13 protein-coding genes are annotated in these 14,455 nt (G+C 56.3%); 6 read left to right on the plus strand and 7 right to left on the minus strand.

Annotation, left to right across the window (positions count from 1 at the left end; genetic code table 11):
• The first annotated feature begins 65 nt into the window (after positions 1 to 65).
• The 6 genes from WC562_01805 to WC562_01830 all read left to right on the plus strand — a co-directional run bounded on the left by WC562_01805 (position 66) and on the right by WC562_01830 (position 5,426).
• On the plus strand, positions 66 to 653 hold the full coding sequence (locus tag WC562_01805; protein ID MFA5054895.1) for an ATP-binding protein: 588 nt from the start codon (positions 66 to 68) through the stop codon (positions 651 to 653).
• A gap of 230 nt (positions 654 to 883) precedes the next feature.
• Positions 884 to 2,377 carry a leucyl aminopeptidase gene (locus tag WC562_01810; GenBank protein ID MFA5054896.1) on the plus strand — a complete coding sequence of 498 codons (1,494 nt, stop codon included), beginning with the start codon at positions 884 to 886 and terminating at the stop codon, positions 2,375 to 2,377.
• A gap of 178 nt (positions 2,378 to 2,555) precedes the next feature.
• Entirely contained in the window at positions 2,556 to 3,209 is a 654-nt protein-coding gene (locus WC562_01815; protein MFA5054897.1) for an MBL fold metallo-hydrolase, read from the plus strand.
• Between the two features lie 37 nt (positions 3,210 to 3,246).
• Positions 3,247 to 3,858, plus strand: a complete 612-nt coding sequence (locus WC562_01820) for a hypothetical protein (protein MFA5054898.1) — start codon at positions 3,247 to 3,249, stop codon at positions 3,856 to 3,858.
• Positions 3,859 to 3,879: 21 nt separating this feature from the next.
• On the plus strand, positions 3,880 to 4,794 hold the full coding sequence (locus tag WC562_01825; protein ID MFA5054899.1) for a phosphoribosylaminoimidazolesuccinocarboxamide synthase: 915 nt from the start codon (positions 3,880 to 3,882) through the stop codon (positions 4,792 to 4,794).
• A gap of 269 nt (positions 4,795 to 5,063) precedes the next feature.
• On the plus strand, positions 5,064 to 5,426 hold the full coding sequence (locus tag WC562_01830; GenBank protein ID MFA5054900.1) for a cupin domain-containing protein: 363 nt from the start codon (positions 5,064 to 5,066) through the stop codon (positions 5,424 to 5,426).
• 122 nt (positions 5,427 to 5,548) lie between these two features.
• On the opposite strand, the gene WC562_01835 is transcribed toward WC562_01830, so the two are convergent.
• From WC562_01835 to WC562_01865, 7 genes are all read right to left on the minus strand, one after another.
• On the minus strand, positions 5,549 to 6,355 hold the full coding sequence (locus WC562_01835) for a hypothetical protein (protein ID MFA5054901.1): 807 nt from the start codon (positions 6,353 to 6,355) through the stop codon (positions 5,549 to 5,551).
• Between the two features lie 169 nt (positions 6,356 to 6,524).
• Complete coding sequence (locus WC562_01840) at positions 6,525 to 7,421, minus strand: MBL fold metallo-hydrolase (GenBank protein ID MFA5054902.1); 897 nt, start codon at positions 7,419 to 7,421, stop codon at positions 6,525 to 6,527.
• Positions 7,422 to 7,523: 102 nt separating this feature from the next.
• A complete protein-coding gene (locus WC562_01845) occupies positions 7,524 to 10,256 on the minus strand; it encodes a cation-transporting P-type ATPase (protein MFA5054903.1) in 2,733 nt (910 codons plus the stop codon).
• 173 nt (positions 10,257 to 10,429) lie between these two features.
• Positions 10,430 to 11,023: an imidazoleglycerol-phosphate dehydratase HisB gene (hisB, locus tag WC562_01850; protein MFA5054904.1), complete on the minus strand. Its 594-nt coding sequence runs from the start codon at positions 11,021 to 11,023 to the stop codon at positions 10,430 to 10,432.
• A gap of 162 nt (positions 11,024 to 11,185) precedes the next feature.
• Positions 11,186 to 12,286, minus strand: coding sequence for a histidinol-phosphate transaminase (gene hisC / locus WC562_01855; GenBank protein ID MFA5054905.1), 1,101 nt, complete (start codon positions 12,284 to 12,286; stop codon positions 11,186 to 11,188).
• On the minus strand, positions 12,283 to 13,566 hold the full coding sequence (gene hisD / locus WC562_01860; protein MFA5054906.1) for a histidinol dehydrogenase: 1,284 nt from the start codon (positions 13,564 to 13,566) through the stop codon (positions 12,283 to 12,285). The genes hisC and hisD overlap by 4 nt, the downstream gene beginning before the upstream one ends.
• The gene (locus tag WC562_01865) at positions 13,563 to 14,315 is read right to left on the minus strand and encodes a zinc dependent phospholipase C family protein (protein ID MFA5054907.1); all 753 of its coding nucleotides are present in this window, start codon (positions 14,313 to 14,315) and stop codon (positions 13,563 to 13,565) included. Before WC562_01865 ends, hisD begins: the two co-directional genes overlap by 4 nt.
• Positions 14,316 to 14,455: the final 140 nt, after the last annotated feature.

A 14,455-nucleotide genomic window follows, 5' to 3' on the forward strand; every position in this document is an offset into this window, starting at 1 on the left:
CTGTCCGATTCAAATATCCCCCTCACCCAGCGCACCCAATCAAAATCCTTGATATAATTACTTCCATGAACGACAGTCTACTGACGTCGGATGTTAAGAAGCTGAAGGACAGCCTGGGCGTGCTCCCCGAGCCGTCGGTCAACCCTGCGCTCATCGTCGTCAGCGGCCTGCCGGGCAGCGGCAAGTCTTACTTCAGCCGCAGACTGGCGGAGCGCCTGCCCCTCCCCATAATCGAGTCCGACGCCATGAGGCAGGTACTCGCGCCGAAGCCGACCTACAGCGCAGCCGAGAGCGAGCGGTTATTCAGCGCCTGCCATACGCTCATCGGCGACCTGCTGCGCAAAGGCGTCTCTCTTATCTTCGACGCTACGAACCTGATAGAATATCACCGTGAGCAGCTCTACCGCATCGCCGACAAAGCGTACGCGAAGTTGATACTTGTGCGCATGGAGGCGCCGCCGGAACTGGTGCAGCAGCGCATGGAGCGGCGGCGCAACGGGGACGACCCAAACGACAAATCCGACGCCGACTGGCATGTGTATAAGAAAATGACAGCGACAGCGGAAAGGATACGCAGAAACCATTTAGCCGTCGATTCCTCTAGAGATATCGCCCCGGCGATCGAGAAGATCGTGCGGGAAGTGAGAAGATAACGACACAGAGGTGCCCCGATAAATCGGGGCCGGGGTTTTAGGGGTGTCCCCTATTTTTTAAATTCCCCCAAGATTGGGGGATACAGGGGGTTGATAAGCAGAAAAGCGCACAAGACGTAGGGGCTTGATTAATCAAGCCCGCCAATGACGAGGAGATTGCCACGTCGTCCTTCCGCATAGTACTATCGGGGAAGGACTCCTCGCAATGACAGTTAGATAGAGAGGTAAATATGAAAGTAACAGCCGTAACCGGTGACATCACCAAAATCGCAACGGACGCAATCATCGTTAATTTGTTCGAAGGCATAAAGCAGCCGGGCGGGGCCACCGCAGCGGTGGACAGGGCGCTGGGCGGGGCCGTCTCAAGGCTGATTAAAAGCGGCGAGATAAAGGGCAAGCAGGGCGAGACGACCCTGATCCATACCATGGGCAAGATCAAAGCGGCCAAGGTGCTCGTCGTCGGCCTGGGGAAGAAGGACGATCTGAACGCCAACGTGATCCGCAACGTCATCGCGGAGTCCTGCCGCTATCTGAAGAAAGCCTCGGTCAAAGAGGCGGCAACGATCGTACACGGCGCAGGCGCAGGCGGGATCGACCCGGAGGCAGCGGCGCAGGCCATAACTGAAGGTGCCATGCTCGGCACATACGCCTTCCGCAGACATAAATCGAAGAAGGACGAGAACGACGATATAAATAAATTGTCTATTATAGCGACCGATAACAAAGCCCTTCCCAAGCTGAAGAAAGGCTGCGAAAAGGGCCGCATCCTGTCCGAGGCCGCCATCATGGCGCGCGACCTGGACAACGAGCCCTCAAACTATATGACGCCATCCGACCTGGCGAACGCGGCCAAAAAGACCGCCGATAAGTTCGGCCTTGAATTCAAGGTGTTCGAGAAGAAAGATATGGAAAAGATGGGCATGGGCGGGCTCCTCGGCGTGGCCTGCGGCAGCACGCAGCCGCCAAAGCTGATCGTGCTTAAATATCGGGGCAATAAGAACTCCAAACGTACCATCGGCCTTGTGGGCAAAGGAATCACCTTCGACTCCGGCGGCATCTCGATCAAGCCGTCCGAGGGCATGGGCGAGATGAAGGGCGACATGGCCGGAGGAGCCGCGGTGATTTCGACGATGCGAGCTATCGCCGAGCTGAAGCCCAAAGTGAATGTAACGGCGATTGTTCCAGCAACGGAGAACATGCCCAGCGGCTGCGCCTGCAAGCCCGGCGACGTGCTCAAGGCCTCCAACGGCAAGACCATCGAGGTGGTGAACACGGACGCGGAGGGTCGCATCATCCTGGCTGACGCGCTTAGCTACGCGCGCAAGCTGGGGCTATCCCCGGTCATCGACGTGGCCACGCTTACGGGCGCCTGCCACGTGGCGCTGGGCGGCCACTACAGCGGCGGCTTCACCAACGACCAGAAGATTATCGATAAGGTCATCGCCGCAGGCAAGGAGGCCGGCGAGCGTATCTGGCAGATGCCTCTAGACGACGATTACAAGGAAGCGAACAAGAGCGATGTGGCCGACGTTAAAAATTCCGGCGGCAGGTACGGCGGGGCCATCACCGCGGCCAAGTTCCTGCACGAGTTCATAGAGGACACGCCCTGGGTGCACATCGACATCGCTGGCACATCGACATCCGATAAAGACAAGGGGGTTGTGGTCAAAGGCGAGACCGGCGTGATAGTGCGCACGCTGGTTAATTTCGTGATGGGGATGTAGGAGCGTCGATAAAAGAGGTGTAGGATTCTTCCTCCGGGGGAACTGGGGGTGTCCCCCAGATTTTAAAAGTCCCCCAAGAATGGGGGATTAGGGGGTTGACCGAAACCTCCACCCCACCCATGAATCCTTAATCGCAGTGTTATATAATACAGAAACCAACAGTTAAAAGGGGGACTCAATGAAAGTCACATGGCTCGGACATGCATCATTCTTAATCACATCGGACAAAGGAACAAAGATAATCACCGACCCTTATAAGCCGGGAGCCTTCGGCCTCGAATATAAGCAAATAAGCGAATCCGCCGATGTCGTAACCGTTAGCCACGAGCATGACGACCACAATAACGCGGGTGCCATCCCCGGCAAGCCGCAGATAATCAAGGGCGCGGGCAAGCACCAGGCCAAGGGCATCGAGTTCCGCGGCGTGGCCAGCTGCCATGACGAGTGCGGCGGCAAGGAGCGCGGCGACAACGTGATTTTCGCTTTCAACATCGACGATATGAATGTCTGCCATCTGGGCGACCTGGGCCGCCTGCTGACGGATAAAGAGATGTCAGAGATCGGAAAAGTCGACGTTTTGATGATTCCTGTGGGAGGAGCCTTCACCATTGACGCCGCCGGCGCCGACATGGTCATCGCTCAGATCAAGCCTAAAATCGTGATACCGATGCACTACCAGACCGACAGGTGCCCGAACTTCCCGGTGGCCACCGCTGAGCCGTTCCTTAAGGGCAAGAGCAACGTGAAGAAGATCGACGGATCATCGATGGAGTTGAAAAAGGGCCAGATGCCCGCCGCAACACAGGTAATCTTGCTTCGCCATGAACTCTAATATCCAACGTTTTGAAACAAATCGGAGGAGGGGAAAAATGAAGAGCTATCCTCGGATTATCACAGTATTATTACTGTCGGCGCTGACTGTCTGCGCAGCGGCCTGCGGTGGAGAATCGAGCGTCACACCGACCCCCACGCAAAACGTCTCGCTAACGCCGACAGCAACCTCAATTTCTACTCCAACACCTACACCTGAACCGGAGATGCTGCCACCGTCTGTCGGCTACCTGCCGGAAAGATGGCAGCTTGTCTCTGAGATCTATTACGGCCAATATGTCGAGGCGGGCGAACCAAAGACGGGTTCGCTGCAGTACAAGAACGAAGATGACACCGCGTTGGTATATATCAAATATGGAGATCTGCCCGCGTGGGCATCAGGCAAAGAATCTGATCCCGAAGGACTTCTGGAGGAGTTCCTGATTCAAGGATGTGAAAGCTGTGAAAAGCCCGACCCGTATGAAACAGGAACGATGACGTTTTGCGGCGGGCCGGCCGCATATGCAAGCTTTTCCTTGCCGGAACAGAGCGCCTTCGCCATCATAGTAGTATATGCAAATGATTCAATAATGATTGAGGTCAATGCGGTATGGTGGGCGACGGACAAGGAAAACGCAGTAATGGCGATAATCGACAGTGTATCATACTAGCTGATTGTTTGCGGAGGAACGATGGAGATAATTCTCGATACCAACCTGTCCAACCTGATGTACCGCGGCAAGGTGCGCGATTCATACGACCTGGGCGACAGCATGCTTCTGGTCGCATCCGACCGCATTTCCGCCTTTGATGTCATCCTGCCCTGCGGCATCCCCTGCAAAGGCGCCGTGCTGAACCAGATCTCCGCCTTCTGGTTTGAGAAAACGGAACATATCATACCGAACCATGTAATTAAAGTTATCGACGACGCGGACTGGCTAAACGAGAATTACGGGAAACGCGCATGCCATGGTAACTACGGATTCCCCTCCTATCTGGAAGGGCGCTCGATGGTAGTCAAGAAGGCGCAGCGTGTAGAAGTAGAGTGCGTCATACGCGGCTACATCTCCGGCTCGGCGTGGGCCGAATACAAGGAAAAAGGCACGATATCCGGCGAGCACTTCCCCGCCGGCATGGAGGAGAGCGAGAAGCTGCCCATCCCCATATTTACACCGACGACCAAGGCCGATGCGGGACACGACCTCCCCATGAGCTTCAACGATGTGAAGCATATGATCGGCGCCAGGAGGGCCAAGGAGATATCGGATAAATGTCTGGAGATTTACCAGTTCGCACACAACTACGCGCTGGGCAAGGGCATAATAATCGCCGACACCAAGATGGAGTTCGGCGTCGTGGACGGCAAGCTTATACTCATCGATGAGCTGCTGACGCCTGATTCAAGCCGCTTCTGGGAAGCATCGGAGTACGAGCCGGGCAAATCACAGCCCAGCTTCGATAAGCAGCCGGTGCGCGACTGGCTCACGGACTCGGGCTGGAACAAGCAGCCGCCCGCGCCCATGCTGCCCGACGAAATAATCAAGCAGACATCCGACCGGTATATTCAAGCCTTCCACAGGCTCACGGGGAAAGAGTTGCAGGTTTAAACGTTTGCGATGGTCGTAGAGACGCAATATTTTGCGTCTTCGCCTGGATATATGTAGGGGCTTGATTAATCAAGCCCGCCGGTAACGACGAGATTGCCGCGTCGTCCTTCCATAATATCGAGGTATATGGAAGGATAGGGGTGTCCCCCAGATTCTTTTAAAATCCCCCTTTCGTAAAGGGGGACCTAGGGGGATTAGATAATAAATAAACGGCGGGCTACACTCTGTTAAACCCGCCCTGCCGCTTAACCGCCGAAGGAGGCTCCTCTATGGAAATAGTGAACCGCAAAGATGCCGCGCCCTTCGTCACAAAGGACGCTTCCGAGATAAGGGAGATACTGGCGCCGCGCAACTCATCCATCGAGCGGCAGAGCCTGGCCGAGGCGCGGGTGCTTTCGGGGAAAAGCACCGAGGAGCACATCCACCCGAATACGGAGGAGATTTACTACATCCTCGAGGGAAAGGGCCGGATGAGGATCGAGGGCGAAGAGCGCGACGTAGTACACGGCGACGGAATCGCTATCCTGCCGGGGATGCGCCACAAGGTCTGGAACACGGGGAAAAGCGACTTGGTATTTCTATGCTGCTGCGTACCGGCCTATACGCACGAGGATACGGTGATTACCGAGTAGAAGTTTTTAGGCTCGGCGTGGTGTTCTTCACCTCGCCGAAAGAATTGTTAAAGGTGAAGAACACCTTCAACAGCGTCAATATGTTTTGTACAACGCAAAAAGCCAGTCTTATGAGTTGACTGTTAACTTAGGTTTTTCCTCGGCGTATTCTTCCTAGGATATCCGGTTGCTATATCGCCTAACAATATTTCTTTGCTTACATTCGCAGGGTTCAAGTCTATTCCTTCCAGTTGAGATTTAATGCAGAATTCCTCCGGGCTGGAATACACCACCCTGCATTGATACCACCGCACGGCCGCTCTCTTAAGTTTCTCGTCATTGCTTAGCTGATAGCCCAATCCCTTAAACAGCTTGCTATGCAGACTATGGACACGCTCGTCGCCCTCATTGTATAGAACTGAAACATTGAGCACTATTCCGCCAAACTTGTACCGCGTTTTACCGCCCAACTCCGGATGCTTTTCCAGATAGGTCCCCGCTATTAACATTACAACCGCGAAATTCAAATAGTCGGCACGGGAAGCCGTAACCATAAGCTTTCCATGACTAAGGTCCTTCTTACTATTGAAACCCACTTCGATGAACTCACCGATAAGACTGAAAAACTTCTTGAAATCATCGCTCTTTCTATACTTCTCATACAAAGTCATCCAGATATCCAGTTCCGCGTCATACTCCCTGTTTTCGGCTGCCGCCTTTCGCCATTCCTTATACTGCGCGACAGGCAAGACTATTATCTCTTTCAGCAACGCCTGACAATCCGGCTTCCCCCACTCATCCATGATTTGCTGATAGATGCGCCTGGCCTCCGGCGACTGAGTTGCGGCTATATAAACCAATATGGCCGCCACAAGCAACGGCTGTATTTCCGGACGCCAATAGTGCGCATATCGTGCGTCATCCCTTTTTGAACGGCCTTTTTTATTCATATCGCTCTAAGCTATTTTAGCATTTCAGATGAATATCTTGCACCCTGAAGAATTACCTGTTTCCCTCTGCTCGACGTGTCCTTCCATGATTAACATTGTATGGAAGGATTCACCTCGCCGAAAGGTTGTTTAAAGGGTTCTTCCCCTTCAACAACAACACATCTAGCCCTTAAACCGCCCCTATGCTCCTGAAATAAGCAGTTAACCCCGCCACAGTGACATACAAAGCGCGCTGCGGCACACGCACGCCGTGCCTTCGTTCAAGGTCGGCGGCGACCCGCCGTTCCATGCTCTCCTGGGTCTGTCCTTTGCGCAGCCCTTCAAGCACCATATCTCCGTAAACATTCATATTGTCGATAGCCCGCGCCACAAGCGTATTAAGATCCCACTCCACACCGCCATGCGCGAAAAAGATAAACTCCGCGCCCAGCTTCATCCTGCGCAGCTTCTCAAGCGTGGCGATATAGGTATCACGATCGAAACTGTTGGGCGGCGCCGCGGGCAGCTGAAAGTCCGGCAAGCCCAGCGCCTCGCCGCAGAACAATCCGCGCGACTCCCGATCGAATATGGCGATATGATGCGGCGCGTGCCCCGGCGCATAGATAATTTCGAGTTCCCTGTCGCCGGCATCTATAACCCCGCCATCCTCCGGCAACAACAATCGATCCTCCGGCACGGGTTCGACTTCTCCGAACGTCTCCTCAAAGTTCTCCCCCCAGACGATGCGGAACGCCGCGATGAGGCGCGCCGGCCTCACGGCATGCTTGGCGTAGCGCGGATGAAAGACGAACTTAGCCTCGGAATAAAGTTCTGACAGCGTGCCAGCGCTGCCTGAGTGATCCATATGCAGGTGCGTGGGGATGAAATAAGCCGGCGTTTCGATATCGAGGTCGCTCAGTGCCTCACGAAGCATGGGGATATTGGAGGTGGTTCCGGGGTCTATGACCACGGGAGAGTGCGATTTAATGATGTATGCTACGGCCGGATACTGCGCCGTGATAATCGGCGTCTCCAGCCTGTAAACGCTGTTAGCTACTTCCGAAATGTTCGTCTCTTTGTTTTTCACCGGACTCTACCCAGCACAATATACTCAGAATGATGCGGGAATGCAAATATAAAGTCTCAGATTGATCCTCGGGTTTAAACCGAGCACGAGAATACCTACGCATCAGTCCCTGAAAAAGGCTACGTTTCGGAGGAACCTTTTCTTTACAATTTTCTCCAGTTCGACCAGGATGTAAATAACGACACCGACCCCGACACAGTAACCCCACTCCAGAAGCGACATCGGCTCGCTATGGAAAGCCGTGTTCATGAACGGTAAATATGTATAACCCAACTGCATCAGAACCATGAGAACAACGCCGACAAGTACAAAAGGATTGCTGAACAGTCCTATCTTGAACATGGAATGATTCAGTGAGCGGCAGTTAAAGAGATAGAAGAGTTCACCCATGACAAATGTGTTTACCGCTATAGTGCGTGCAGTGGACTCGGTCTCGCCGGCGTCAATAGACAGGTGAAAGAGAACGAACGCGGCGGCGCAAAGCATGGCGCCCACGATACCGATCCTTGTCAGCAGGAACCCGGTGAGTATAGGCCTTTTCGGCTCGCGCGGAGGTCGGTTCATGATGCCAGGCTCCTTGGGCTCAAAAGCGAGCATGAGCCCGAGCAAGACAGCCGTGGTCATGTTTATCCACAATATCTGCACGGGCAAAATGGGAAGAGCGGTGCCGGTAACAACTGCGGCCATGATAACCAGGCCTTCCCCGAAATTGGTCGGCAACGTCCATGTAATGAATTTCGTCAGGTTATCAAATACCCCACGTCCCTCTTCAACCGCGGCTTCGATAGTGGCGAAATTATCGTCCGTAAGCACCATGTCCGCGGTCTCCTTGGCCACATCGGTGCCGGTGATGCCCATAGCAATGCCAATATTGGCCTGCCGCAGCGAGGGAGCGTCATTCACTCCGTCTCCGGTCATGGCGACGCTGTCGCCGTTGGCCTGAAGCGCCTTCACAAGGCGAAGCTTATCCTCGGGCGCGACCCGGGCGAACACCGACGTGTTCTGAGCATGCGCGACCAGGGCATCGTCTGATAGTGCGGCGATTGCCTTCCCGCTCAAAACCAGCGACCCCTCATCCCCTCCCGTTCCCTGCGCGATGCCGATCTTGCGAGCGATGGCAAGAGCGGTGATCCCGTGGTCGCCGGTGATCATCTTGACCTTTATGCCGGCATTGTGGCATGCCTTTACCGCCGCTACGGCTTCCGGACGCGGCGGATCGATCATGGCCTGAAGGCCGAGGAATATCATGCCGCCGGACACGTCCTCATGTGATATCGTTTTCTTGCCGGATTCGACGACGCGTCTCGCAAAGGCCAGAATTCTCAACCCCTTCCGCGCCATGGCGTCCGCCAGATGATGGTGTTCCTCGGGATTGAGAGGGCCCGCCTCTCCTGTTGCGAACATGGTATCGGAGCACCGGGACAGAACGCTCTCGACAGACCCTTTCATGTAAATAACATTTTTATCTTTCTCAATCTCGTGGTGCAGCGTGGCCATATACATGTGCTGTGATTCAAAAGGTATAGCATCGATGCGCGGCAGCCTCTGCAGAAGCGCGTCGCGCGTGAGGCCAGCCTTTTGCGCCGCTGTTATAAGAGCGCCCTCGGTGGGATCGCCCTCTATGCGCCATGCGCCATCAGCCGATATCAGGTTTGCTTCGTTACACAGCAGACCGGCCGCCAGGCACTCCCGCAACGCTACGTTCGACTGCGGGTCGATCGTAGCACCGTCCCGTTTGAATTCTCCCTGCGGAGCGTAGCCGACGCCCGTGACGTCGAACAACTTCCCGTCGGCATGTACCTCCTGAACGGTCATCTGATTCTGCGTGAGCGTCCCCGTCTTATCGGAACAGATCACGGATACGCTGCCCAGAGTCTCCACGGCAGGCAGCTTGCGGATAATCGCGTTCCGCTTGGCCATCTTGGATACGCCGATGGCAAGAGTTATCGTCAGAGCCGCCGGCAAACCTTCCGGTATGGCTCCCACCGCCAGCGCTACGGCTGCCATGAACATCTGTATCGCGGGATCCCCGCGAAACGTCCCGGCTGCAAACGTGACCGCTGCCAGTCCGAGGATTACATAGAGAAGCAGTTTGCTGAAGCGGGCGATTTGCTTTGTTAACGGCGTGGCCAGCACGTCGGCAGAGGCGATCATCTGATTTATGCGCCCGATCTCCGTTTCGTTGCCGATGGCCGTCACAACACCCATGCCCGTGCCGTAGGTTACCAGCATGGAGGAATAAGCCATATTAGTGCGGTCGGCAAGGACGGTGTCGGCTTCAATAACCCCCGGTTGCTTAACGACGGGCACCGACTCTCCGGTAAGCGCCGACTCGTCTATTTGCAGTTCGCGCACCTGTAGCAGCCTGAGGTCGGCCGGGACCTTGTCCCCCGATTGCAGCGACACGACATCACCTATGGTCAGATCGATTGCCGGTATGCGCTGTTTCCTGCCATCGCGTATGACCGTGGCCTCGCTGGTCATGGCTTTGGCCAGCGCCCCTATGGCCTTCAACGCCTTGGATTCCTGCATGAAGCCGATCACCGCGTTGACTATCACCACGCCGAAGATGACGCCTGAATCGACAAATTCCTGGAGAGCGGCCGTAACGATGCCCGCAACGATAAGTATGTAGATCAGCGGCTGGCGGAACTGGTTAAGGAACAGAACGAACAGAGAGGCGCCCTTCTTCTGCGTGATCGCGTTCGGCCCTAAGCGCTCGCGGCGTTGCGCGGCCTCGGCGGAGGTCAGTCCATCGCGCAGGGACACGCCCGCCTTTTCGATGACGTCATTATCGTCCAGATTGTGCCAGGACAAATCGGGTTTTTCTATCATCTTCATTCATTCTAATAGCAATGCTACTATAGCCCATAGTAACAACTATTGATTACGCTTGTCTAGACTTTTCAAACGATGGGTTTACGAGGATTAAAGAGACTATCGCTGCCCGGCTGCGGCCTCTTCCCCCTCTTTAATCAAAGAGGGGGTCTAGGGGGAGTTCGCTTCCCCTACCCCTCAATCTTCCCCTTGGTGCTCGGCACCCTGCCCGCGATACGCGGGTCGATGCGCGTGGCGGAGCCCAGCGCGCGGCCCAGCGCCTTGAACAGCGCCTCCACCTTGTGGTGCTCATTGGTCCCGTATAGCACCTGCGCGTGCAGGTTCATCTTGCCCTCGACGGCGAACGTCTCCAGGAAGTGGCGTATCATATCGGACTCCATGTCGCCGATCTTTTTGTTCTTGAATTGCAAGTCGAGGACAGCGTATCCCCTGCCGGAAAGGTCGATGACGGCGGTGGCCAGAGCCTCATCCATTGGAACAATGGCATGGCTCATGCGCACGATGCCCTTCTTATCGCCCAGCGCCTTGTTCAGCGCCTGGCCCAGCGCGATGGCGACATCCTCGGCAAGGTGGTGCTCGTCCCAGCCCTTTGCTGTAAGATTTATGTCAAATAGACCGTGCTGGGCCACGTGGGTCAGCATGTGGTCGAACATCTTTGAGCCCGTCTTTATCTGGGACTTGCCCGTGCCGTCCAGGGAAAGCGTCACCTTTATCTTGGTCTCCCCCGTCTCGCGGGTTATTGTCGCCGATCTCTTGCCTGCCATGGTTTACCTCCTATTGAATGGGGACACCCCCCGACATACGTCCATCGTGTAGGGGCAGGGTTTCCCTGCCCGATAAAAGGGCGAGGCGACCTCGCCCCTACCAATCCGTCATTCCGGCGAAGGCCGGAATCCACGTACGGGCACGGCGCGCCGTGCCCCCTATTATCTCGCTTTATGCGCCTTCTTCAATGCATCGATAACCGCGTCGTTCTGCTCCGGCTTGCCCACGCTGACGCGGATGCAGTTCCTGAGCAGCGGCGTATCGAAATAGCGCAGGAAGATGCCCTTCTTGCGCAGCGCCTCGTGCATCTTGCGGGCGTTGCCGTCGGTCACGGCGCACAAGATGAAATTGGAGTTCGACGGATAGGGCTGCAGGAAACTCAGTTTCGATAATTGGTCGTAAAGCCGCTCGCGCTCTTCGACTATCTTCTTCACGGTGCCCTTGAGATATTTAATATCGGCCATTGATGCCAGCAGCGCCACCTGAGACGCGGCGGTGATGTTGTATGGCTGCTTTATCTTGATAAGCTGTTCCACGATGGCGGGCGCGAAGATGCCGTAGCCGATGCGCATACCGGCCAGTCCGGCCCACTTGCTCAGGGTGCGCAGCACGATGAGGTTGCTGTATTTAGCGACGAGCGGAGCGACGGTGACGCCGCTGAACTCATAGTACGCTTCATCGACGACGACAATCCTGCCCGTCTTCACCAGTTCGACGATATCGGCCTCGGGCGTGAGGTTGGCCGTCGGGTTGTTGGGCGAGGCGATAAAGACAACCTTAGCTTTGCTGTCGAGAGCCTTCTTAATCGCTGCGACATCGATATCGAATTTCTTATCGCGCGCCAGCTCCACGGTGCGCCCGCCGCAGACGTCGGTGCAGAACGGGTACATGCCGAAGGTCGGCGGGCAGTTCACCACGCCGTCGCCCGGCTCGAGGAACAGCCTGAGAATGAGATCGATAAGCTCATCGCTGCCGGCTCCGGCCAGGATGCACGACGCATCTACTCCGGTGTACTTCGACAGCGCCGCGCGCACCTCGCGCTGCTCCGGATCGGGATAGATGCTGAAATAGGGATATTTGGCCAGCGCCCTGCCCACGCGGGGCGAGCAGCCGTACGGGTTCTCGTTGCCGTCGAGTTTAATGACCTCGTCCATGGTGAGGCCCGCCCGCTCGGCCAGCACCTCGGGCGGCACGATGGGCGTGTACGGCCTCATCTTGAGGACGTCTTTCCTCATCAGTTTTGTTATATCGACAGGCTTCATCTCTCCCTGCCCTTCTCATACCTTATCTCCGCCGCCCGCGCGTGCGCCGTGAGCCCCTCCGACCGCGCGATCCTAGACGCCGCGGGGCCCAGCGTATCCAGGTCGTCGTCAACCAGCGCTACCACGCTGGTTGTCTTAAGAAAATCGTTCACGTTCAGCGGCGAGTTGAACCTGGCGCTGCCGCCCGTGGGCATGACATGGCTCGGGCCGGCAACGTAGTCGCCCAGCACCTCGGGCGAGCTGTCCCCGATGAAGATGCCGCCGGCGTTGCGTATGCCCTCGGCGTAGGTCGCGGCGTCCCGCATCAGCAGCGACAGGTGCTCCGGCGCGTACATGTTGGCCAGTTCGATAGCCTGCTCCATGTCATCGACTATAACTATACAGCCCCTCTCCCTGAGCGAACGGCTGGCGATATCCGCCCTCTCCAGCTTTTTCAGCTGTCGCTCGACCTCTTTATCGACCGCCGATGCCAGCTTGGGCGACGTTGTTATCATGATGGCGGACGATAGAACATCATGCTCCGCCTGCGCCAGCAGATCGAGCGCGCAGTGCACCGGCGAAGCCGATTCGTCGGCGATAACGATGGTCTCCGTGGGCCCGGCCAGCCCGTCTATGTCAACCTCGCCGTACACCAGCCTCTTGGCGATGGTTACGAAGATGTTGCCCGGCCCGCATATCTTATCCACCTTTTGTATCGACTTCGTTCCATAGGCCAGGGCCGCTATAGCTCCCGCGCCGCCTACCTTGAAGATGCTGTCGGCCCCGGCTATATCGGCCGCCACCAGGGTCGCCGGCGGAACCTTGCCGCCCTTGCCCGGAGGCGTTACCAAGGTTATCTGCTGCACCCCGGCAACGCGCGCCGGGATAACGGTCATCAGAACGGTGGAGGGGTAGCTGGCCGTGCCGCCGGGGGCGTAGACCCCCACCCTCTCGATGGGGTTCACAATCTGGCCGACGCCCTCCTCCATGAACTCCTTGACGGCGTAGCGGAGCTGCGTCTGGTGAAAGACGCGAATACGGTCGGCCGCCGTGTTCAGGGCATCGATGAGGTCTTGATCGATATTTTTATAGGCCGCGGCGATCTCATCGTCACTTACAGCCAGGCTTTTCAGGGACACTCCGTCGAACTTTTTTGCCATCTCTTTGAGCGCAGCATCCCCGCGCTTGCGCACGTCGTCCAGTATCTTCTCAACGGCATCCTTGTGCGCCGCCTCGGCGGAGGCCAGGGGCGGCCTCCTCAGCGCGACCGCAGCAGCATCGAAACCCTTTATTATCTTCATCTCAAATACTCCCTAACTATCTCCACCGACCGGTTGATGCACTTATCGCGAAAGGCCTTGAGCCTCTCCTCACCGACATATTGTACCACCCACTCTATCTTACCGGGCATGTCCTTGAGAAAAGCCTCCGCCTGCTCCACGCTGACCCTCTCCCTGGAAACGAGAAAGGCCTGGACGAACATCCGCAGATCAGCGGAATTCACATCCCGCACCGTTGTGGCCCACACGAAATCGCGCCAGTTGCACAGGGCTGTGTTGTCCACGATCCCGATATCCATATCGGCTTTCCAGTTTTTGATCCTCTCCCTGATCGCAGTCAGCCTGGGCTTGTCCAGACGCTCCCGGCGGTCCGCCTCGTATTGCAGCAGACGATCCAGCATATTGGCCGGTGTGTCCCCGTGCAGCGACGAGTTCTTGCCGAAGAAGGGACGATAGATATCCGTCGTCCACGCGTCATCGACAATGAGATGGCACACATATCCGGCGATGAAGGCCCTGGTTCCTTCCGCGAGCTCGCTGCCGTCCTGAAAACTCGGGTGCTTCTGGAACATCAGGTTCGGCCCGCTCTGCTCATTATCTTCCATCAGATCGAAGAAGTGGGTCTGCACCCTCGATACGTTGCCCACGAAATGAGCGTCGGGCGAGATGGCCCCGCCCAGATAGCTCTCAATATTGTCGAGCAGTATCGGGCTCCCCAGCGTTTCCGCTGCTTCGCTGGCAATGCTCAGATGATAATAGATTAACGGCATCTTCTCGACCTATTGTAGGGTGGGCTGCGCCCACCGCTCGCTTTATGCTATCGAAGGTGTTCTTCACCTTCGATAATTTCCACCGTCATTGCCCGACTTGATCGGGCAATCCATTGGGCGAGATAAACCTCGCCCCTACA

The sequence above is a fragment of the Dehalococcoidia bacterium genome (genome assembly GCA_041649635.1).
In the GTDB taxonomy this organism is placed as follows: domain Bacteria; phylum Chloroflexota; class Dehalococcoidia; order E44-bin15; family E44-bin15; genus JAYEHL01.